The 20752-nt window shown below is 59.2% G+C and carries 23 protein-coding genes and 2 pseudogenes; 16 read left to right on the top strand and 9 right to left on the bottom strand.

The annotated features are described in order from the left end of the window. The first annotated feature begins 2 nt into the window (after window positions 1-2). Both AC0V6U_RS11540 and AC0V6U_RS11535 read left to right on the top strand, forming a co-directional pair. Window positions 3-752, top strand: a complete 750-nt coding sequence (locus AC0V6U_RS11540; protein ID WP_472643309.1) for a glycoside hydrolase family 25 protein — start codon at window positions 3-5, stop codon at window positions 750-752. Next, a complete protein-coding gene (locus AC0V6U_RS11535; RefSeq protein ID WP_472643308.1) occupies window positions 731-1165 on the top strand; it encodes a cytidine deaminase in 435 nt (144 codons plus the stop codon). The genes AC0V6U_RS11540 and AC0V6U_RS11535 overlap by 22 nt, the downstream gene beginning before the upstream one ends. On the opposite strand, the gene AC0V6U_RS11530 is transcribed toward AC0V6U_RS11535, so the two are convergent. The 3 genes and pseudogenes from AC0V6U_RS11530 to AC0V6U_RS11520 all read right to left on the bottom strand — a co-directional run bounded on the left by AC0V6U_RS11530 (window position 1162) and on the right by AC0V6U_RS11520 (window position 3736). Continuing rightward, entirely contained in the window at window positions 1162-1851 is a 690-nt protein-coding gene (locus AC0V6U_RS11530) for a DUF4197 domain-containing protein (RefSeq protein WP_472643307.1), read from the bottom strand. The genes AC0V6U_RS11535 and AC0V6U_RS11530 overlap by 4 nt on opposite strands. Window positions 1852-1929: 78 nt before the next feature. Beyond that, window positions 1930-3068 (bottom strand): annotated as a pseudogene (locus AC0V6U_RS11525) (M14 family metallopeptidase). 8 nt (window positions 3069-3076) lie between these two features. After that, window positions 3077-3736 (bottom strand): DUF4136 domain-containing protein, encoded by a 660-nt coding sequence (locus tag AC0V6U_RS11520; protein ID WP_472643306.1) that lies wholly within the window; start codon window positions 3734-3736, stop codon window positions 3077-3079. Between the two features lie 150 nt (window positions 3737-3886). On the opposite strand from AC0V6U_RS11520, the gene galE reads away from it, so the two are divergent. The 3 genes from galE to AC0V6U_RS11505 all read left to right on the top strand — a co-directional run bounded on the left by galE (window position 3887) and on the right by AC0V6U_RS11505 (window position 5833). After that, on the top strand, window positions 3887-4891 hold the full coding sequence (galE, locus tag AC0V6U_RS11515; protein WP_472643305.1) for a UDP-glucose 4-epimerase GalE: 1005 nt from the start codon (window positions 3887-3889) through the stop codon (window positions 4889-4891). Window positions 4892-4987: 96 nt separating this feature from the next. Beyond that, complete coding sequence (ykgO, locus tag AC0V6U_RS11510) at window positions 4988-5113, top strand: type B 50S ribosomal protein L36 (protein WP_007165381.1); 126 nt, start codon at window positions 4988-4990, stop codon at window positions 5111-5113. Window positions 5114-5215: 102 nt separating this feature from the next. After that, window positions 5216-5833: an HAD family hydrolase gene (locus AC0V6U_RS11505; protein WP_472643304.1), complete on the top strand. Its 618-nt coding sequence runs from the start codon at window positions 5216-5218 to the stop codon at window positions 5831-5833. 98 nt (window positions 5834-5931) lie between these two features. Here the strand turns inward: AC0V6U_RS11505 and AC0V6U_RS11500 are convergent, their stop codons facing one another. Further along, window positions 5932-6273 (bottom strand): CC_3452 family protein, encoded by a 342-nt coding sequence (locus tag AC0V6U_RS11500; protein WP_472643303.1) that lies wholly within the window; start codon window positions 6271-6273, stop codon window positions 5932-5934. A 155-nt stretch (window positions 6274-6428) separates the two neighbouring features. Between AC0V6U_RS11500 and AC0V6U_RS11495 the strand changes: the two genes are divergently transcribed. Beyond that, window positions 6429-6977 carry a winged helix-turn-helix transcriptional regulator gene (locus tag AC0V6U_RS11495; RefSeq protein ID WP_472643302.1) on the top strand — a complete coding sequence of 183 codons (549 nt, stop codon included), beginning with the start codon at window positions 6429-6431 and terminating at the stop codon, window positions 6975-6977. Between the two features lie 11 nt (window positions 6978-6988). Here the strand turns inward: AC0V6U_RS11495 and AC0V6U_RS11490 are convergent, their stop codons facing one another. Further along, window positions 6989-8485 carry a YifB family Mg chelatase-like AAA ATPase gene (locus tag AC0V6U_RS11490; protein ID WP_472643301.1) on the bottom strand — a complete coding sequence of 499 codons (1497 nt, stop codon included), beginning with the start codon at window positions 8483-8485 and terminating at the stop codon, window positions 6989-6991. 145 nt (window positions 8486-8630) lie between these two features. Here AC0V6U_RS11490 and AC0V6U_RS11485 point away from each other — a divergent pair, with 145 nt between their 5' ends. The 6 genes from AC0V6U_RS11485 to yihA all read left to right on the top strand — a co-directional run bounded on the left by AC0V6U_RS11485 (window position 8631) and on the right by yihA (window position 13106). After that, window positions 8631-9590, top strand: a complete 960-nt coding sequence (locus AC0V6U_RS11485) for an alpha/beta hydrolase (RefSeq protein WP_472643300.1) — start codon at window positions 8631-8633, stop codon at window positions 9588-9590. Between the two features lie 98 nt (window positions 9591-9688). Beyond that, a complete protein-coding gene (gene rpmH, locus AC0V6U_RS11480; RefSeq protein WP_119514694.1) occupies window positions 9689-9823 on the top strand; it encodes a 50S ribosomal protein L34 in 135 nt (44 codons plus the stop codon). A 110-nt stretch (window positions 9824-9933) separates the two neighbouring features. After that, on the top strand, window positions 9934-10344 hold the full coding sequence (gene rnpA, locus AC0V6U_RS11475) for a ribonuclease P protein component (protein ID WP_472643299.1): 411 nt from the start codon (window positions 9934-9936) through the stop codon (window positions 10342-10344). Then, window positions 10341-10550 carry a membrane protein insertion efficiency factor YidD gene (yidD, locus tag AC0V6U_RS11470; RefSeq protein ID WP_472639804.1) on the top strand — a complete coding sequence of 70 codons (210 nt, stop codon included), beginning with the start codon at window positions 10341-10343 and terminating at the stop codon, window positions 10548-10550. The genes rnpA and yidD overlap by 4 nt, the downstream gene beginning before the upstream one ends. Before the next feature lie 76 nt (window positions 10551-10626). Then, complete coding sequence (gene yidC / locus AC0V6U_RS11465; protein ID WP_472643298.1) at window positions 10627-12411, top strand: membrane protein insertase YidC; 1785 nt, start codon at window positions 10627-10629, stop codon at window positions 12409-12411. Continuing rightward, window positions 12408-13106, top strand: coding sequence for a ribosome biogenesis GTP-binding protein YihA/YsxC (yihA, locus tag AC0V6U_RS11460; RefSeq protein ID WP_472643297.1), 699 nt, complete (start codon window positions 12408-12410; stop codon window positions 13104-13106). Before yidC ends, yihA begins: the two co-directional genes overlap by 4 nt. 3 nt (window positions 13107-13109) lie before the next feature. Here yihA and AC0V6U_RS11455 read toward each other — a convergent pair whose 3' ends face one another. Continuing rightward, complete coding sequence (locus AC0V6U_RS11455) at window positions 13110-13529, bottom strand: VOC family protein (RefSeq protein ID WP_472643296.1); 420 nt, start codon at window positions 13527-13529, stop codon at window positions 13110-13112. A gap of 146 nt (window positions 13530-13675) precedes the next feature. Here AC0V6U_RS11455 and AC0V6U_RS11450 point away from each other — a divergent pair, with 146 nt between their 5' ends. The 4 genes and pseudogenes from AC0V6U_RS11450 to AC0V6U_RS11435 all read left to right on the top strand — a co-directional run bounded on the left by AC0V6U_RS11450 (window position 13676) and on the right by AC0V6U_RS11435 (window position 17635). Then, entirely contained in the window at window positions 13676-14338 is a 663-nt protein-coding gene (locus tag AC0V6U_RS11450) for a glutathione S-transferase family protein (protein ID WP_472643295.1), read from the top strand. Further along, entirely contained in the window at window positions 14338-15222 is an 885-nt protein-coding gene (locus AC0V6U_RS11445) for a S1/P1 nuclease (RefSeq protein ID WP_472643294.1), read from the top strand. Before AC0V6U_RS11450 ends, AC0V6U_RS11445 begins: the two co-directional genes overlap by 1 nt. Then, a pseudogene (gene dapE, locus AC0V6U_RS11440) lies at window positions 15219-16359 on the top strand (succinyl-diaminopimelate desuccinylase). The gene AC0V6U_RS11445 and the pseudogene dapE overlap by 4 nt, the downstream one beginning before the upstream one ends. A 16-nt stretch (window positions 16360-16375) precedes the next feature. Further along, on the top strand, window positions 16376-17635 hold the full coding sequence (locus tag AC0V6U_RS11435) for a dicarboxylate/amino acid:cation symporter (RefSeq protein WP_472643293.1): 1260 nt from the start codon (window positions 16376-16378) through the stop codon (window positions 17633-17635). 506 nt (window positions 17636-18141) lie between these two features. On the opposite strand, the gene nth is transcribed toward AC0V6U_RS11435, so the two are convergent. The 3 genes from nth to dapB are packed head-to-tail and all read right to left on the bottom strand — an operon-like array spanning window position 18142 to window position 20739. Then, complete coding sequence (nth, locus tag AC0V6U_RS11430; RefSeq protein ID WP_472643291.1) at window positions 18142-18792, bottom strand: endonuclease III; 651 nt, start codon at window positions 18790-18792, stop codon at window positions 18142-18144. After that, on the bottom strand, window positions 18789-19985 hold the full coding sequence (locus tag AC0V6U_RS11425; protein ID WP_472643290.1) for a M48 family metallopeptidase: 1197 nt from the start codon (window positions 19983-19985) through the stop codon (window positions 18789-18791). Before AC0V6U_RS11425 ends, nth begins: the two co-directional genes overlap by 4 nt. Before the next feature lie 22 nt (window positions 19986-20007). Continuing rightward, window positions 20008-20739, bottom strand: coding sequence for a 4-hydroxy-tetrahydrodipicolinate reductase (gene dapB / locus AC0V6U_RS11420; protein ID WP_472643289.1), 732 nt, complete (start codon window positions 20737-20739; stop codon window positions 20008-20010). Window positions 20740-20752: the final 13 nt, after the last annotated feature.

Below are 20752 nucleotides of genomic sequence, written 5' to 3'. Positions count from 1 at the left end.
ACGTGGCGAGCAGTCGTTCCAATACCAAGGCCAAACGGCCAAGCCGTACGCGCACAGGGAAACCGCGCCGCGGGCGTTTGTTGCTCTATGCGGCGGCCAGCCTTGCTTTGGCCGCGATCATCTATGCCGCTTGGTTCTGGTGGGACATGCGCAGTTGGCGCCCGGACGAGGCGGTCTTTCCAGAGCAAGGCGCGGTGGTTGCCAGCGGGGCAGAGGACGTGCGGTTTGAAACGCTGAAAGCGCTGGGCGGACAGTTCGTTTATCTTGATCTGGGCGATGCCACTGCGCCGCCTGATCCTGAGTTTGCAAAGCACCTCAGCGCGGCTGAGCGCAGCGGGATGAAGGTCGGCATGTTGCATGTGTTCAACCCATGCCAGCGCGCAGACCCGCAATCGGCCCGCTTCACCCGCATGGTTCCGCGCAGCGCCGACCTGCTGCCGCCAGCGATTGGCTTGTCCACGGTGGCTGATGTTTGCGAGGAGGCGATTAGCGATGCGGCGGTTGAAAGCGAGCTGATGACTTTAATCAATCAGATCGAGATGCATGCGGGCAAGCCTGTGGTGCTAAAGATCAGCAGCGAGTTTGAAGAACGCCACACGGTTGCCGGCAATATTGAACGTGACCTGTGGCTAGAGCGAGACCGCGCGAAACCGGCCTATGCCGGACGGCCATGGCTGCTATGGAGCGCGAACAGCCAATTGGTCAGTGAAGCGGCAGAGGAGCCGATAGAATGGGTGGTCATCCAGAATTGAATGCGGACGAATTGGTGGCCGCGGCGCGCGAAGCGGCGGAGCATTCCTACTCGCCTTACTCAAACTACTCAGTCGGCGCTGCGCTGCTGTTTGACGACGGCGCGGTTGTGACTGGCACCAATGTCGAGAACGCCAGCTATGGTCTTGCTCTGTGCGCAGAAACAATTGCTGTGTCGAAAGCGATGGCTGATGGCCGACGCGGCGGGCTGGTGGCGGTCGCCGTAACGGGACCGCATGACAGCGGCGACGGGGAGCCGATCACGCCATGCGGGCGGTGCCGCCAGGTTCTGAATGAGCTCGCGCAATTGGGCGGGACTGATCCAGAAATATTGTGCGTCGGCTCGGATGAGGTCCGTCGCGTCGCGCTGTCACAGCTGCTCCCGCACGCCTTTGGACCAGCGCATCTGGCTTAATTGCCGAAGATGTCGCCCAAAGCCTTGCCAACATCACCGAGCGGGTTTTTGCGAAACGCGCGCTCTTCCTTGCCGATGTAAGAGAAAATGCCATCGAGGCCTTGATCGGTCACGCTGCGGTTGATCCCCTCGCGGTTGAGCCCGGCCGCGCTGATAAAGCGGTGCTGGCTCGATAGCTTTTCAAACTCACCGTAAACGCCCAGCTCCTCGAGCGCGCTATCGACCAGCGGAGAGAGCTTGCTTTGCAAAGTGTCATTGGCGCTGCTGCGCAAATAGCGGGTGCCGCCATCGCCTTTGGATATAATGCCGGGCGCATCGGCAACAGAAAGGTCGCCAATCGCATCGCGAAAGATCGGCTTGGCCTCGCCTGCAGCGATCCCGGCGGCATCATTGATCCGGCGGGTGACGCCATCAAGAATTCCCAGCTTTCGCCCCGCGCCCAGGATCGATCCGAGCAGTCCGCCGCGCTTTTTGCCGATTATGGGCAGGCCAATGCGAATGGCTTCATCGCCGTAAAAGGCACCCGGCTGCGCGAGCTGATCGAGCGCGCTGTCGCTGGCCTTTCCCAGCAAAGAGGTGAGGCTGAAACCTTGCGCATAGGCTGGCGCGGGAAGCATCGCCGCAAGGCCGAGCGCTCCTGTTCCAAGCAGAATATTGCGGCGATTCCAGTTCAGTTTTTCGGCCATTCTATTGTCCCTCTCCCTACGCACTGCTGGATAGTAGCACAGCGCCAGCTGGGAGCAGACTGAACGGGATGTAAAATCCTATTGCGGATCGTCCAGCCATTCCAGCAGCGCGGCCAAACAGTCGCGGGCCAGCAGCTTGCAGCGCTCCGGCGACCAACCCTGCTCCGGCTCTGGTGCGTCAGCCAAATCCTTATAGGGCATTTCCAGCGTCATGGCGGTGCAGCCGAACCGTTCCGCGACCAAATTGGTGCTGATCCCGAGATTAGCTTTGCCAGCCGGGGCTTTTGGATAGCCGAGCTTGGTTTGGAAATCCGGCGTGCGGCGGTCCAATATCCGCTGATAGCGATAGAAGTCTTCGCCTTGCGCGTCGGTCCAGGATGGGATGCCTTCAAAGCCAGCCAGGAACACAGCGGGGATCGCCTCATCGCCGTGGGCATCAATGGCAAAGTCGACCCCAGTTGCATCCATGTGGTTGCGGATGGCGAGGACTTCGGGTGATTTCTCAGCGCTCGGCTCGGCCCATTCGCGGTTCAAATTGGTGCCAACCGCATTGGTGCGCAGATGGCCGCGGCGCGACCCATCTGGGTTGCAATTGGGCACAATGTGGAAACGGCATTTGCTGCGCAGCGCGCGCGCGACCGGATCGCTCGGATCGGTCAGGCATTCCAGCACGCCCTCCATCCACCATTCGGCCTGCGTTTCGCCAGGATGCTGGCGCGCATAGAGCCAGACGGAACGCTCGCCTTCGCCCATTTCAAGGCAATCAATCGCTTGACCGTCCAAAGTGGTGCCAAGGCGCAAGAGGTCGACGCCTTCGCTCGCGGCGGCCTCTGCGACGAGGTCGTGATGCCGCTCCATCGAGTAAGGCGCGAAGTATGCGAACCAGGCGATATTGCCCGATGGGACATAGCTGATGGTCAGCGTGCCATTCGCTTCATCCTTATCGAAACTGCTGGCCGCGCGCGCCCAAAATTCGCGATCCTCAGACACGCAGGCGTCATAATCAGGCCAGCCGCCTGTGAATGCGCTCTCGTTGAGGCCTGTGATCTTCAGCGTCAGCTCTTCGCCGCAGCGGCGCATGTGACCCGGAAATGGAACCACTGCGCAAATTCCGACATATGATCCTTGCGCAGCGCGAGCTCGGCGCCGTTTCCGGAGACGGAGAGAACTTGGATATTGCCGCTGTCAAACTCGGCATCAATGGCAATGTCATTCACTGTGTTGGTCACTCACTCGTCTCTATATCTTCTAATTTGATCGTTACGGTGTCGCCATTGCCCCCTGGGAAATCGCGAAACAAGGCTTTTGCTAAAATTGGTGCAGTTTCAGCCGCCTGAGCTTCAGGCGTGCCCTCAGATACTTCGATCTGAGCGCGCCCTTCCCATAGGTTGCTTGGAGCTGGCGTCTGAGCGCCGACAGGTCGCAATGTGACCGACAGCTCCGTGCCAATGCGCGCGCGGTTGCTGCTGCCGCCGAGGTTGATCCCAATGCCCAGGCCAACGCCTGAACCAAACGATCCGGTCCGGCCGCCGACCCCAACGCTTACAGGCCCGCGATCCCGGCGCTCGCTGCGCACATCGAACCGCTCCAGCGAGATGCTGGCAATGGCATTGGCTTCGCTGCGCGGCCCTTCACGGTAGCCGAGCGCTGCAAGCTGAGCTGCCACCGCCGCCTTATATGGGGCGAGTTCGAGATTGGCGTTGCTCTCGTCCGGCGCGCTTTCAACAAACACCACGCCTTGGCCGATCTCACTCAGCGTGTCCTGCTGGTGAAACCGGGTCACAGACACCGGGCTGGGCGGCGGCACGGTGGCGCAGGCGCCAAGCGCGGCGCTGGCCGCCAGTGCGATGAGCATTGCGGCTGGTTTCCTGATGGGCTGAGCCATGTGGGCCTCCTCAAATATGCGCGGCGATTGATCGCGCGATCCCGTTATAATGACGCACTGTTTGGACCCATTGGCGCGATTGTGCAAAACTGCGCTTCTTTCGATGAGCCACCTACGCTTTTGCACGCCTACCTTGCTAAGGCCTTACCCATGAGTGAAATTTCTAAAGTCCCAGTGCTCGTGACGGGCGGTGCCGGTTACATTGGCAGCCACGCAGTGCTCGCGCTGAAAGACGCAGGCTGGCCGGTTGCGGTGATCGACAACCTTACCACTGGCTTTCGCTTTGCCATCCCCGATGGTGTGCCGCTTTACGAAGGCGACATTGAAGATGGTGAGCTGCTGGCGCGTATATTTGCCGAGCAGGGAACCGGTGCGGTCATGCATTTTGCAGGTTCGATCATCGTTCCTGAGAGCGTCGAAAACCCGCTGAAATATTACCATAACAACACCGCGAAGAGCCGGGCCTTGATCGAGGCTGCGACCAAGGCTGGTGTGCCGCATTTCATTTTTTCCTCCACCGCCGCCACCTACGGCGTGCCAGAAACCTCGCCTGTGACGGAGGATACGCCGCGCAATCCGATCAATCCCTATGGCTGGTCGAAACTGATGACCGAGCAGATGTTGGGCGATGTGTCAGCGGCGCATGATCTCAATTACTGCGCTTTGCGATACTTCAATGTCGCGGGCGCAGATCCCGAGGCGCGCAGCGGACAATCCACTGCAGGGGCTACGCACCTCATCAAGGTGGCGGTTGAAGCGGCGCTGGGCAAACGCGAATCGGTGAGTGTGTTCGGCACCGATTATGACACGCCCGATGGCACGGGGGTGCGCGATTACATCCATGTCAGCGATTTGGCGGCGGCGCATGTGCTGGCGCTTGAGGCGCTGATTGAGCAGCCCCAACGTTCGCTCACGATGAATTGCGGCTATGGCCGAGGCTTCTCGGTACTTGAGGTGCTGGATGCGGTCGACCGTGTGACGAATCGCCCGATAAACCGCGTGCTTCAGGGGCGCCGGGCGGGCGATCCCGATTCGCTTGTCTCTGACCCAAAGCGGATCCAATCCACCTTGCCGTGGCAGCCCAAGCACGCTGACCTCGACACGATTATCACCCACGCGCTCGCGTGGGAGCGAAAGCTGTCAGATCTGCGTTAGATTGCTTGACCTTGGCGGGCTCGGGCGCTAGTGGGCGCTCAACAAATTCCGCGCGTCGGGGCTATCTCCGGCGCGCTTACCTTTGGAAGACAGACAATGAAAATCCGCAACAGCCTGAAGTCGCTGAAAAACCGTCACCGCGATTGTCGAGTGATTCGTCGTCGTGGTCGCACCTATGTGATCAACAAGACCAATCGCCGTTTCAAGGCGCGCCAGGGCTAATCAGCCCTGTTATTGGCCGATTGCCCGCGCGGCAATTGAGCAACCGCACCGGCCCGCCTCCGCAATGGAGAGCGGGCCGTTGCCGTGTTTGGAGCATTCCCAATGAGTAAGTCACCGACTGCTGTCGTGTTCGATGTGGGCCGTGTCCTGTTTCACTGGCAGCTTAGGGCTCTGTTCGAAAAGCTGATTGATAATCCGGAAGAGCTCGATTGGTTCCTCGACAATGTCGTGACCGAAGAATGGCATTTCGAACATGATCGCGGCCGCCCGCTGGGTGACATGGTCCCAGAACGGATTGCGATGTTCCCGAAATATGAGGCCCATCTCAATGCCTATGCCACGCGTTTTAACGAGACTGTGCCAGGCCCGGTTGAGGGGACGCATGAAATCGTCAAACGCCTGCATGCTGATGGGGTGCCGCTGTTTTGCCTGACCAATTTCGGGCATGAGTTTTGGAACATGTTCCGCACTGAACACGCGATCTTCGACCTGTTTGAAGACATCATCGTGTCAGGGACGGAGAAGGTCGCAAAGCCTGAAGCACGCATCTACGAGATTGTCGAGCAGCGCAGCGGCTATGCGCCTCAGCAGCTGTTCTTTACCGATGATAACGCCGCGAATATCGAGGCGGCGCAGGCTCGCGGCTGGTCGGCGCATTTATTCACCAATGCGCCAAGCCTAGAGGCGCAATTGCGCTCCGCTGGCTTCCTAGCAGACTAGAATAAAAGACCCCCGGCGCGCATTGGGGAAGCGCCGGGGGCCATCTTTCTTCGCCCGAGTTGGAGAGCTTCGGGCGAGAGGAGTTCTGTTAGGTCGGCTTATTTGCCGTTGCACTTCGCCAGCTTGTCGGCGGCCAGCTGCTCACCTTTGGCGGTGAAGCTCACGATCTCGCCGAATTCACGCGCGAGGCCGCGGCAAATGCGAAGCGGGCGAGAAGGGCCTTTGTTCGCGACACAGGTCGTGCCTTTGCAGGACCAAGCGACGCCTGATGCGACCGCGCGGTTGTCATCGGCGGGCTGAGCAAGAGTGACGGTGTAATATGGGCCGCTCTTCGCCATTGCGGGCGACGGTGCCGTTGCCACGCCGAATGTGAGGGCAGTGTAGACCAGCGCCATTGCGAAAACCGAAAAGCGGCTGAAACGTGAAAGGGAGAGGGTCATCGTTCATTCCTTGCTTGAGTTGTGATTTAGTTTCATTTCAAAACCAGTTGCGAATCACTACCTAAGCGATTAGGTTTTGAGTTGCAACTAAAAACTGAAATCTTTTTGCGTCATTGGAAAATCGCGCTAAATAGGTTTCAGGGAGAGGACTGAATATGGGCGATATCCGCGAGCCACTACGCGAACTGACCGAGTGCGGCCTGCCGCAAGCACTTGAAGTGATGGGCGAACGCTGGTCATTTATGATCCTGCGTGCGAGCTTTAACGGGCTGCATCATTTCGAGGAATTCCTCAGCGAGCTCGGCATTGCGCGCAATATTCTGTCCAACAGGCTGGCGAAATTGGTCGAGCATGGGATCCTGAAAAGAGAGCCATGCGCGGATGATCGCCGCAAGATCGAATACCGGCTCACCCCTAAGGGCTTTGATTTGCTGCCCGCGATGCTTGCGCTTCGCCAATGGGGCCAGAAATACGGTGTCGAGGTTGAAGAGAGCCCGGTCCTGGTTGACGAGAAGGATCGTTTGCCAATCGGTCCGGTTTCAATCCTCGCCCATGACGGACGCATTTTGACGCATGAAGATCTGTGGCTGGTCGCGCGGGAAAACCTCGGCAAACGCTCCGATGGTTCTATCGCGTCGGCAGAGGGCGATCTGACGCGCGGTGATGTGGTTGATCTAGCGGCTGCGAAGCGCGCAGCTGGCTAAACGCAGGGTTGCTACATCCGCGCTGGCTGATGGCGATAGCTTAGCGCCTCGGCGATATGCGCGCGCCCGACAGTCTCCGCTCCTGAGAGATCCGCGATTGTCCGCGCGACTCTGAGCATTCTGGTGTATCCGCGCGCTGACAGGCGCAGCTTCTCCGCCGCTTGCATCAGCAATTGTCGCCCGGCCTCATCGGGCGAGGCATAATGCTCCAGCTTCTCACCATCGAGCTCCGCATTGGAGCGCACACCTCGGGCCTCTTGCACTCGCCGGGCCGCCGACACTCTTTGCGCGACTGCTTCGCTGCCTTCGCTCGCTGGCGGCAATGCCATGTCCATTGCGCTGACCGCTGCCACTTCAACATGCAGGTCGATCCGGTCCAGCAAGGGACCGCTGATGCGCGCTTGATATTCGGTGGCGCAGCGCGGTCCGCGTGCACAAACATGGCCAGGCTCACCCGCATGGCCGCAGCGGCACGGGTTCATCGCGGCGATCAATTGAACGCGGGCTGGAAAGGTAACGTGGGCATTGGCGCGAGCGACATCGACATGGCCGGTCTCTAGCGGCTGCCTTAGGGAATCGAGCACCGGTCGCTGAAATTCCGGCAGCTCATCAAGGAACAGCACACCGAGATGCGCGAGGCTGACCTCGCCGGGGCGCACCTTAAGACCGCCTCCCGTTAAAGCAGCCATGCTCGCCGAGTGATGCGGCGCGCGAAAAGGGCGCGCGCGGCTGATCCGTCCGCTGTCGAGTAGTCCCGCAACCGATTGCACCATCGACACTTCCAGCGCTTCGCTGGGAGTGAGTTCTGGCAAGATCCCGGGGAGGCAGGATGCGAGCAGGCTCTTGCCCGATCCCGGCGGCCCCATCATCAGCATATTGTGCCCGCCGCTCGCCGCGATCTCGAGCGCGCGCTTGGCGGTCTCTTGCCCTTTGACTTGCTTCAGGTTCGCCCCAATCGGCTTCTCTTCAATCGCGCCACGTTCGGGCTCCGCTAAGGTCTGCGTGCCTTTGAGGTGATTGAGCAGGCTGACCAGATCCTTCGCCGCCAACACGGGTATGCCGCTCGCCCATTTGGCCTCTGGTCCTTGCTCCGCGGGACAGATCAATCCGATCTCATTTTCGCTCGCATGCAGGGCGGCCAGCAATGCGCCGGGCGTGGCGACAATTCGGCCATCGAGTGACAGCTCGCCAACCGCCAGCCAGTCGCCCAATTGCTCCGCATCGGTTACACCCATCGCCGCGAGCAGTGCGAGCGCGATTGGCAAATCATAATGCGAGCCGTCTTTCGGCAGATCGGCTGGAGACAGATTGATGGTGATCCGCTTTGGAGGCAGGGCGAGGCCCATCGCGGCCAGCGCCGCCTGCACCCGCTCTCGGCTTTCGCTGACGGCTTTGTCCGGCAAACCGACCACTGTGAAGCGCGGCAAACCAGAGGCAACCTGGCATTGTACTTCGACGCTGCGCGCTTCTAGCCCGAGATAAGCAACCGTTTTTACCAGCGCGACCACGCAGTAACCCCCTAATAACTATAGTGCGTTTGACTCTCTAAACTCTTTAAAGCGCACTACTTACGGGCATAGGTGCAAGTCCTAAAGGTTTTGGCAAGCATAAAACTTCGCCATTCCTAAAATATGTCGAATCTATAGAGTCGGCATGCAAAAAATCGGTCGCCTTTTCGTCATTCTTTTCAGCTTGTTTGCATTGCCAAGCGTCGCCGCCGCACAAGAATTCGCCGCGTCGCGTTCAGTTGCGGTGGAGCGTTGGGTGGAAGAATGGGACCCCGCGGCTCAGCGCTGGGTGCGTCTGCAATCCTCGGCCACTGCGCCTGCTAATTTTCAGTCGGTGTCGGCTGGCAGCACCACGGTCATTACTGAATACACCTATGTGGAGCCGCAAACTGCGGCGATGACCGCCCGCTATGCAGCGCCGCTGCCAGCGGCTGCACGGCCAGCGAAAACGGCCCTGGCGCAATATGGCCCGTTCCAGGTTCTCGATGAGAACCGCGCCGCTGTGGTCGGCTCAACCAATCGGATGAGCCCGCAATATTTCAGCGCGATGCTGCGCGATTTCCCAGGCCTTAAGCAACTCGAACTGATCGAAGCGCCAGGCACTAGCGATGACATTGCCAACCTTGCCGTGGGCCGCGCCATTCGCGCTGCTGGCATCTCCACCCATGTCCCGGACGGCGGATCAGTGCGCTCTGGCGCGGTTGAGCTGTTTCTGGCGGGCAAGACCCGCACGATGGAGGATGGCGCTGAGTTCGCGGTGCATTCCTGGCTCGACAATTATGGCCGCCAACCACAGGACTTTGCCCCAGACGCACCGGAAAACCGCCTCTATCTCGACTATTACACCGAGATGGGCATGAGCGATGTGCGCGCCCGCGACTTTTACGCGATGACCAATTCTGTGCCGCACCAAAGCGCCAAATGGCTGGGCGCGGACGAAATGCGTAACTGGCTGCGCCCAGATCGCTTGCAGCAGGCTCCTAAGGTTGAGCGCAAGCGCCAGATTGATCTGAACTTTATCATGCTGCCCACCATCAAACTGGCATTCAATGATATCGCTCATGTTGAGCTCGCAATGCTTGACTCAGGTTACGCTTTCCCATAACTGCGCGCTCGTAATGCGGTCGCCAGCAGGCGGCCATTTTTTATTCGCGCAGCAATAGCGATACTGATATTGCTGAGCACACTGATTTCGAGGACGATATGAAGCGGACATTCCAACCTAGCAATCTCGTGCGCGCCCGCCGCCACGGTTTCTTCGCTCGCAAAGCTACGCCAGGTGGCCGCAAGGTCCTGCGCGCTCGCCGCAAGCGTGGCCGCAAGACCCTTTGCGCGTAAATTAGACTGGTCGGCGCCTCTTCTGGGGCGCGCAGTTTTTGCTCGCGACAGATACAGTCGCATGCTGCGGGCTCCCATCGGGGGCCCGTTCTGCGTATAGCAGCACCCTAATGGCTCAAGTTCTTACAAAGCGGTCTGACTTCTTGGCAGCGAATCGCGGTCTGCGTGTGGCGCGGCCTGGGTTCGTTTTGCTCACTCGCCCCAATGGCGGTTTGGGTCAGCGCTATGGCATCACCGTGACCAAGAAGATCGGCAATGCCGTGGTGCGCAACCGAATGAAGCGCCGTTTCCGGGAAATTCTGCGGGCCGCTCTGCCTCAGTTTGGCCTTGCAGATCATGACCACGTCCTGATCGGCCGTGCCGACGGTGTGGAGCGCGACTTTGACACACTGGGCCAAGAGCTTGAACATGCGCTGGAACGCGCCAAGGCGGGGAAGGGTGATCCGGCACGTGGGCGCAGGCCGCGTCGAGGCAAGCGCCAAATCCCTAACCTAAGGGCTAGCGGTTCGGCGCCTTCATGAAGCATGTTCTCATCTTTATCGCCAAGCTGTGGCAATGGGGGCCAAGCCGGATTTTGCCGCCGACCTGCCGCTATGCGCCGTCTTGTTCGCAATATGCGATCCAAGCCTTGGGGAAATATGGCGCGATCAAGGGTGGATGGCTGGCGACGAAGCGGCTAATGCGCTGCCATCCGTGGGGCGGGCATGGATATGATCCTGTCCCTTGAGTTAGCATTTTTGACTGTCATACCTATATAACACGCCTGCCGCCAAATCGGGCAAACATACAAACAGGATTTACTCTTGGACAATCAGCGTAATTTGTTGCTGGCCGTAGCGCTTTCAGGTCTGCTTATCCTCGGTTGGGACGTGGCCATGCGCCAGTTCTATCCGGATGCCGCGATCACCGCGTCGACCGAAGAGGTTGAACCAGCGGCGGCTGCGAGCGCGGGCGATGTCCCGGGGACCAGCGTTGTCGCAGCAGATTTGCCCAGCGGCGTGACCCCTGCGGCAGGTCCGGTTGATCTCAATGCAGCGTTGGAGAACCCGCTGCGGGTGGCGATTGATGCGCCGCGCCTGGCTGGCTCGATCAACCTTGTTGGCGCGCGGATTGATGACATTGTCTTTAAGGATCATCGTCAGACAATTGACGATGACAGCGGCCCGGTGCGGCTGTTTGCCCCGGATCGCACGGACAACCAATATTTTGCGGAATTTGGCTTCTTGGCGAATGCTGAGCGGCTCGGCCCGGATGTGGTGTGGGCCGCCGATGCGGAGCGGCTGACGGTTGATACGCCAGTCACACTGATGCACGAGGCGGCCGATGGCCTGACCTATTCGATCAAGCTTTCGATTGATGACAATTACATGCTGGAGGCGGTGCAAACCGTATCCAATGCGGGCGAAAGCGCGGCTGTGGTTCAGCCGTTCTCGCTGATCAATCGCACGAGCGCCAATGCTTCGGCGGACGAGTTTATCGTGCATGCTGGTCCAGTCGGTGCGTTCGGCGGCACAATCGATGAAGAATACGCTTACGATGACCTCGATGAGGTCCCCAGCTACACTCCCGAAGGCAAAGCCAATTGGCTCGGCTTTACAGACCGCTATTGGCTGTCCGCACTGGTGCCGGGCGAGGGCAATTTTGAGAGTAGTTTCCGCGCGCTGGGCGGCGAGATTTACCGTAGCGATTTGATCTATGATGCGGTCACGCTGCCTGCCGGGCAATCTATCGAGCAATCAACTCAGCTGTTTGTTGGCGCCAAAGAGAGCTCAGTGCTCGATGCATATGAAGCGTCTGGCATTGACGATTTTGGCTTGGCGATTTCCTGGGGCTGGTTCTGGTTCCTAGAGAAGCCGCTGCTGCTGCTGCTCAAAACTCTGTTCGCATTCGTCGGCAATTTCGGCGTTGCGATTATCCTGCTCACCGTGATCATTCGCGGATTGTTGTTCCCGATTGCGCAAAAGCAATTCGCCAGCATGGCCGCGATGAAGGCGGTTCAGCCTAAGATGAAGGCGATCCAGGAGCGCTTCAAAGACGACAAGCAGAAGCAGCAGCAAGAGATCATGAAGCTGTACAAGGATGAGAAGGTCAATCCTCTCGTCGGCTGTTTGCCGCTGCTTATTCAGATTCCGATCTTCTTCGCGCTCTACAAGGTTCTGATCCTGGCGATCGAAATGCGGCATGAGCCGCTAGTCGAGTTCTGGATCAAGGATTTGTCGGCGCCTGACCCTTGGACGATCCTCAACCTGTTCGGCCTGTTGCCGTTTGAAGTCACCGGCTTCCTTGGCATTGGCGTGCTTGCGGTCCTGCTCGGCATCACCATGTGGCTGACGTTTAAGCTGAACCCATCGGCCATGGATCCGATGCAGCAGCAAATCTTCAACTTCATGCCGTGGATTTTGATGTTTGTTATGGCGCCGTTTGCCGCTGGCCTGCTGCTCTACTGGGTTACCTCGAACATCCTCACGCTGGCTCAGCAAAGCTATCTTTATTCAAAGCACCCGCAATTGCGCGCTGCTGCGGAGAAGGAAAAGGCCGAGAAAGAGCGCAGCAAAGCGCTTGAGGACCAATCAAAGGGCGAGGCGTGACCCCAGAGGAACAACAAGCGCAAGAGCAGCAAGAGCAAGAGGAGCGGGCGCAGAAATTTCGTGAGCGCACCGCTTCCAAGCTCTTCTCCGGGCGCGTGGACTTTCTGCTGTCCGCGCCCCAGCTCAAATTCCTGCCTGAGCCGACGGTGCCGGAGATTGCCTTTTGCGGGCGTTCCAATGTGGGCAAGAGCTCGCTGCTGAATGCGCTCACGGGCCGCCGCTCCATTGCGCGGACCTCGGTTACGCCGGGCCGGACGCAGGAACTCAACGTCTTTGAAGTGGGTGAGCCGACGCAGTTCCGGCTTGTCGATATGCCGGGCTATGGCTTTGCCAAGGCCCCGCCCAAAGTGGTTGAGACGTGGAAGAAGCTTGTCCGTCAGTACCTGCGCGGACGGCCCGTTCTCGCTCGCAATCTGGTGCTGGTCGACTGCCGTCACGGCCTCAAGGATGTTGACCGCGAAATGATGACCATGCTGGACGAAGCAGCCGTCGGCTACCGCGTCGTCCTGACCAAGGCGGATAAGATCAAAGCCAGCGAGCTGGCCAAAACGGCAGAGGCGGTTTCCGCTGAGGCGCGCAAGCATGTTGCCGCCTTTCCTGAGCTGCACATCACCAGCAGCGAGAAGGGTATGGGTATCGCGGAGCTTCGCGCTGCGGTCTTGCTCGACGCGATGGGCGACAGCTACTTCACCTAAAGACTATTTCGCGAAGAGCTGAGCGGGATCGGCGAAAGCCTTCATCTCGATCGCATTGCCCGATGGATCGCGGAAGAACATCGTCGCTTGCTCTCCGGCCTCGCCTTTGAAGCGCACCGTTGGCTCGATCACAAACTGTGTACCTGCGTCTTTCAACCGCTGCGCCAGAGCTTCCCACGCAGGCATATCCAAGACCAATCCGAAATGCGGCACCGGTACGCCGTGCCCATCAACCGGATTGCTCGCGGCATCGCCCGCCGCGCCCGGTGCGAGATGCGCAACGATCTGGTGCCCGTGAAAGTCGAAGTCGATCCACTCGTCGCTGCTGCGCCCCTCTGCGCACCCCAGAACGCCTCCGTAAAAGGCGCGCGCGGTGGCAAGATCATCAACCGGGAAGGCGAGGTGAAATGGTGGTGTGGCCATGTCTGGGTGAAGAGCCTTTCTGTGATTGGATGGCCGAGAAGTAACCGTTCAGCCTCGACAGCGAAACACTGAATATCTAGGGCATCGCAAAGCGAGGCGGATAATTGCCTCAATCCTCTGAGCCCCGCAAGATGGAGCAAGCCGTCATGAAGCTGATTATCGGCAATAAGAATTATTCCAGCTGGTCGCTGCGCGGCTGGCTGGCGGCGAAGCAATCCGGGCTGTCATTTGAAGAACTGACGGTGCCGATCCTGGGCGAAGGCTGGGAAGAGCAAAAGCAAGGCATGGGCGAGATGCAACCCTCGCATGGCAAGGTTCCGATCCTGTGGGATGATGACACAGTCATTTGGGACAGCCTAGCAATCATGGAATATCTCGCTGACAAGGTCGGGCGTGACCGTTTCTGGCCAAAGGACGAGAGCGCGCGCGGGATGGCCCGCGCGATGGTGGCTGAGATGCACTCATCCTACATGGCGCTGCGCCGTGATCTGCCGATGAATGTCCGCCGCAAGGTGAAGCTGGAAGACGTCTCGGAGGAGGCGCGTCAGGACATCGTGCGTATCCTGACCCTGTGGGCAGAGGCGCGCTCGCGCTACGGCAGCAGCGGGCCATTTCTGTTCGGAACCTTTGGCGCTGCGGACATCTTCTACGCGCCGGTCGTCTCGCGCTTCATCACTTACGGTATTGGCGTTCCCGGCTTTGCCGAGGCCTATATGCAAGCCTTGTGGGAGCATGCCTGGATGCAGGAATGGATCGGCGCCTCAGAAGAGGAGCAATGGGTGATTGAGCAATACGAGACAATCGGCTGATGCGCGCCTTCGCAAAGCTCTGGCTGTGCGCCTTGGCAATCATGCTCGCCGCGCCAAGCCCTGCTTTCGCTTGGGGCTTTTATGCGCACAGCAAGACGGCTGAGATTGGCGAGGCAAATATCTCGCCGAGGGCCCGCGCTGAGATTGCGCAGCTGCTGCGGTCAGAGGCGCTGCTCGGTACGCCGGAATGCTCGCTTTCCTCGTTGGAAGAGGCCTCCGTCTGGCCGGACTGTGTCCGCCGGACCCGCTGGCGCTGGGGCTACACCGCTGCGTGGCATTACCGCACGACGCCGATTTGCGAGGCTTACAACCCGCGCGCCAATTGCTCTGGCGGGAACTGCGTCACCGCCCAGATCGAGCGCAGCCACCGTATCCTCGCCGACGAAAGCCTGCCGGATCATATTCGGTTGGAGGCGCTGGCCTTCATGGTCCATTTCGCAGGCGACATTCATATGCCGCTGCATTCAGGCGATAAAGGTGATCGCGGCGGCAATGACCGTGAGACGGATTACGGGATCGTCCCCAGCCTCAATCTGCACTGGATCTGGGATGGTCCCTTGGCAGAGCGCGCAATTACCAGCGGTGAGCGGCCTGTTGTCCGCTCCTACAGCAACGCAGAACGCAGCGAGCTGGGCGGCGGATCACCGGCGGATTGGGGCCGGGAAAGCTGGAAGATCGCCCGCGATTTCGTCTATCCAACCGCCTTTGACACGCAGGATGTTTGCGGCACCGAGCTGCCCAATAAAACCGCGCTCAGCCAAGAGGATATCGTCAAAGGCGTGCCAATCGCGCGGCGGCGCGTTCAGCAGGCTGGCATCCGCATTGCCGAGCTGCTTGAAAGCGCCTTTGCCCCAGGACCATTGCCCGAACCGGAGCGACGATGACCACAGTTTTAGAGATTGCGCAGCGGCTGATCGCAGCGCCCAGCGTTACGCCGCGCGACCGGCACGGTGTTCGATGCGATGGAGGCGATGCTGATCCCGCATGGCTTTGCGGTGCACCGTTTCACGCGCGGCGACGGGCCAGAGGGCAGCGACGAGGCCCCGGTTGAGAACCTGTTCGCCATTCGCAAAGGCCCAGAGGGCTCCAAGCATTTCGCCTTTGCTGGGCATCTGGATGTTGTGCCTCCGGGCGAAGACTGGACCAGCGCTCCGTTTGAGCCGGAAATCAGGGGCGACCTGCTGTATGGGCGCGGCGCGGTCGATATGAAGGGCGCGATTGCCGCCATGATCGCAGCCATCGCCGATGTGCCAGCGGATGCGGGCACGATCAGCTTTATCATCACGGGCGATGAGGAAGGCCCCGCGCTGCACGGAACGCGCGCGCTGATTGACTATATGCGCGAGCAGGGCATTCAGCCTGATCTGTGCCTTGTCGGAGAGCCTACCAGCGTTAACAGGCTGGGTGACATGATGAAGATCGGGCGGCGCGGCTCGGTCAATATCTGGCTGAGCGTGGAGGGCACGCAGGGACACGTCGCCTATCCGCATCTCGCCGACAATCCACTGCCAAAACTTGTGGCTATGCTGGGTGAGCTTGACGCGCTTACTTTGGATACGGGCACCGATTGGTTCCAACCGTCCAATTTGGAGATCACCGATCTGACCGTCGGGAACAAGGCGCACAATGTGATCCCGGCAAAGGCCGAGGCGCGCATTTCAATTCGTTTCAACGATTTGCACAGCGGCGCCAGCCTGTCTGACAGGGTCAGCTCCATTGCCGTAAACCATGGCGGGACTGCGCGGCCGATCATTTCAGGCGAGCCATTTCTGACCGAGCCGGGCGCATTTTCACAGATGATCGCCGATGCGGTTGAGGCGGAAACCGGCACCGCGCCAGAGGCCTCCACCAGCGGCGGCACATCGGATGCACGCTTCCTGCGCAATGTTTGCCCAGTGATTGAATTTGGGCTTTGCAACGCAACCATGCATAAGCGCGATGAAGCGGTGGCCATTGCTGACCTGGATGCGCTGGCCCGGATATATACGAATGTGGCCTTGGCCGCTCTAAAACACGACTAAACGCGGGAGCGCAGATGTGCTGAAGGCTTGGTTCAATATTCCCTTGTGGCAGCGGGTAATCGGGGCGCTGATCCTCGGCATACTCGTCGGCTATTTCTGGGGGCCAGAGGCCGCCAGTATCAAGATCATCGGCGATATCTTCATCGCGTTCATCAAGATGCTGGTCGTCCCACTGATCTTCTTCAGTCTTGTGGCTGGCGTTGCGAGCATTGGAGACCTGCGCAAATTGGGCAGCGTCGGGTGGCGAGCCCTGCTAATTTTCGTGGTCACCGGGCAAATGGCCGTCTGGCTCGGTCTTGGCATCGGCACCTTTGTACAGCCGGGCTCTGGCCTTGATGCATCGGCGATGCAGCTCGATTCAGCGGCGCTTGAACGCGCGCAGGACCGCCAAGAAAACGCGGTCACCTTTCAAGACATGATCCTGGAGGTTGTGCCCTCCAGTCCGGTTCAGGTGATGGCGGATGTGAATGTTCTGCCGCTGATCGTCTTCTCGCTGCTGATCGGGATCGGCATCCTGATGGCAAAGGAAGAGGGCGAGCCTGTCCTCAAGATCTTCGAGAGCGGCTCCGTCGTAATGCAAAAGGTCACCATGGTGGTGATGGAGCTCACGCCGTTTGGCGTCTTTGCGCTGATGGCGTGGGTCGCAGGGACGCTTGGGATAGAGGCGCTGCAGGCGCTCGGTATTCTGGTGTTCTTGAACTATCTCGGCTGCTTCCTGATCATCGGGATCATCTATGCTGGGATGATCAAATTCATCGCGCGCTTACCCGTGATCGACTTCTTCCGAGGCATTATCGATGCCATTGCGGTCAGCTATTCAACCGCCAGTTCCAATGCGACATTGCCGGTCACTTTGCGCTGCACGCGGCGCAATTTGGGCGTGTCGAACTCTGTGGCCAGCTTCGTGATTTCGCTGGGCGCGACGATCAATATGAACGGCACGGCGATGTATCTGGGCCTTGCGACCTTGTTTGGGGCGCAGGTGTTTGGCGTTGATCTGTCGTGGAGCGACTACTTCCTGATCTCCGTCCTGGGTACTCTCGGCGCGATTGGCGCGGCGGGCATTCCCGGATCAGGCCTGATCATGATGGTGCTGGTGTTTGGCGCGGTCGGCGTGCCGCTAGAGACGATCGCTCTGGTCGCTGGTATCGACCGGATCATGGACATGATGCGCACCACCACCAATGTCAGCGGCGATGCAGCGGTGGCAACGACAGTGGCAAGCCTGACGAACGAGATCGACCGCGAGGAAATGATCAGCGCAGATGATGTTTAGGATTATTTTTCCCCTCGTTTTTGCCTTGGCTGGAGTGACCTCCTGCAAAGAGGGCTACGTAGGCAAAAATTCGGCGGCATATGAAGTCTCGCTAGAGAGCCAAGATGACCGAAAAAGGTTTCTCTTGATCATGCAAGAGCAAGCTGACGAGTTCGGTTTTCATGTGGACCACGCTACTGATGAAGAGCTTGTACGCCTTTCTGAGGTGGCACCTCAGACTTTCAGAGCTAGCGTGTGGAAGGGAGCAAATGACGACGAGAATATTGCCTCTGCAATGGACCTGCCTTCCAATTTGGGCCGGGTCTGGCTTAGTTTTCCCGTTGGGAAAGATCCAGACTTGTCAGAACGTTTCAAAGCCTCATTGATGCAAAGGGTGAGAGCGACGTGGCCTGAAACCAAGGAATTGCCGCTCCTGAACGGGGAAACGATTCCGCTTCCTGATGACCTAATCGTTGACGGAGATCGATACGTCCTCGATCCATCTGCGGCTCATCGATACAACGTGCCTACCGCCCCTTCGGCGCCTCCAGCACCTTCTTCCTAAAGCTGCACAGGTCCACCAGCTGACAGCGCCAGCACTCCGGCGTGCGCGCTTTGCATACATAGCGGCCATGCAGGATCAGCCAGTGATGCGCGTGCAGGCGGAAGGGCTGCGGAACGCGCTTCTCCAGCTTTGCCTCGACCTGCTCCGGGGTCTTGCCCTTGGCCAGGCCTGTGCGATTGCCCATCCGCAAGATGTGCGTGTCGACCGCAAAGGTCTCTTGGCGGAACCAGCAATTGAGCACGACATTCGCCGTCTTGCGCCCCACGCCGGGCAGCCGGACGAGGTCTTCGCGCGTATCGGGCACTTCGCCGCCATAATCGTCGATCAGCAATTGCGAGAGCGCGATGACGTTCTTCGCTTTGGAGTTGAACAGACCGATCGTCTTGATGTGCTCGGTGAGGCCCTCCAGCCCCAGATCGAGCATCTGCTGCGGCGTTTCCACCTTCGCAAACAGCGCGCGCGTCGCCTTGTTCACGCCAACATCGGTCGCCTGCGCAGACAGGGCCACGGCAACGACCAGCTGATAGGCGTTGCCATATTCAAGCTCGGTCTCAGGCTCAGGATTGTCCTCAGCCAGTCGGCGGAAGAATTCGAAGATCTGGTCTTTCGTCATTGCGCCAATGCTTCAGTCTCTCGTCCTGCCTCGGCCTCTGGCGGATTGGCGGCTTTCCATTCCATGGCCGTGCGAATGCGCCGCTCAACGCTTGGGTGAGTGTAGAAGATTGTTTCTTCAAGCGATCCAGCCAGCGGATATCGATATTCCGCCGTTTTGATGAGCGCACCTGACAATGCATCCGGCAGGTTGATCGTCTCAAGCGAATATCGGTCTGCCTCGCGCTCTCCAATCCGTGTGAGGGCGTTGGTAACCGGCGTTGCCAATATAAAGAACAGCAACACCACGAATGTTAGCACCGCGATCCCGCGCACATCAGACAGCGGCGCATCACTGCCGAATTTTCGCGCAAACCAAGCATATGTGCGGTCGGTAAGGAAAAAGACGATCATAGCCATCACGCTTAATACCATTACACTTCGCCAGACATGGCCCAGCACATAGTGGCCAATCTCATGGCCAGTCACCGCTTTTACCTCGTCAAGAGACGCCTCATCTAGTGCGACATCGGAAATTGCGATCCGCGCAGAGCCACCGATGCCGGATACATTAGCCGTGAAATTGTTCGACTGGCGCGATCCATCAAACATGAAAACGCGGTCGGTCGGGATGCCGGCTTCTTCTGCCATAGCATAGACGGCGTCGCGCACTTCGCCTTCTGGGATAGGTTTGAAATCATTGAACAACGGCTCAATGACAGCGGGAGAAAGCAACAAGGTGAATGCGGTGAAGGCAGCCATGAGAGCGCCAGACCATGCCCACCAGAACCTGCCCGTTTTGCGGATCAAGAAATAGACACCAACGAGCAGCAACCCGCCGATTACCGAAGACAGCACTATTGAAAGCCCCGATTGCCCCAAATAGTCAGCCAGCGGCTGGCTAGTGCGGCCATACTGGCTCTCGCGCCACCAATCGGTGTAGACTGCAAAGGGTAAAGAGAGCAGCGAATTGAGCAGCAAGAACACCAACGCCACGCAATAAACGCGCAGATTTTGCCACCGGTCGCTGACCCGCGCGAATACTCTTTCGAGCAGACCGCTTTTGACGATCAGCCATGTGACGAGTGCGCTGACCACCAGGCCAGCCAGGATCAACCAGTGATTGCCGGTGGTGTAGCTGCGCGCGAGCTCCAGCTCTGCCTCGCTCAACGTTGCGATATATTCCTGTGTCGCCGCGGCTGGATCAAATGCCATAATTTCCTCCCCTGCTTTGGGTTTAGCCAAGCCCCAAAACGTCATTCATCGTGTAACGCCCCGGCGTTTGCTTGGTCAGCCAAGCGGCCGCTTTCACGGCGCCGCGCGCGAAAATCATGCGGTTTTCTGCGCTGTGCGACAGCGTAATGCGCTCTTCGTCGCCAGCCAGAATGACGCTGTGATCACCGGCAACGCTGCCGCCGCGCAGCGCCGCAAAGCCGATCGCGCCTTCTTTGCGAGGGCCCGTTATGCCATCGCGGCCGCTCTCTGTGTTGCCAGCCAGCGAGATGCCGCGCCCCTCTGAGGCTGCTATCCCGAGGATTTTAGCGGTTCCCGATGGTGCATCAACCTTGTGGCGATGATGCATTTCCAGGATTTCGATATCCCAGTCAGGCCCAAGTGTCTCAGCCGCGCGGTGAACCAAATGTGCAAGCAGGTTGACGCCCAGCGACGTGTTCCCGGTCTGCAGCACAGGGATTGTCTCGGCTACATCATCGATCAACTGGTGATGCGCATCTTCCAGCCCGGTCGTTCCAATCAGGATCGGCGTGCTGGATGCGAGGACGGCATCTAGGTTTGCTTGCAATGCGGCAGGCGCTGAGAAGTCGACCAGCACGTCTGACTGTGCCGCTAATGGGCCCGGCGCCTCGCCTTGATCCACGCCGCCTGCCAATTGGTGGCCAGAATCCGCGATGGCCCGGGCCAAAGCCTCGCCCATACGCCCCTTGCTGCCGATAATTCCGATTTGCGCCATTGCTACTAACCTA

The organism is Erythrobacter sp. W36 (genome assembly GCF_057364935.1).
Note: the sequence above shows the minus strand (reverse complement) of the source record. Positions and strands in the feature narration are given on the sequence as shown.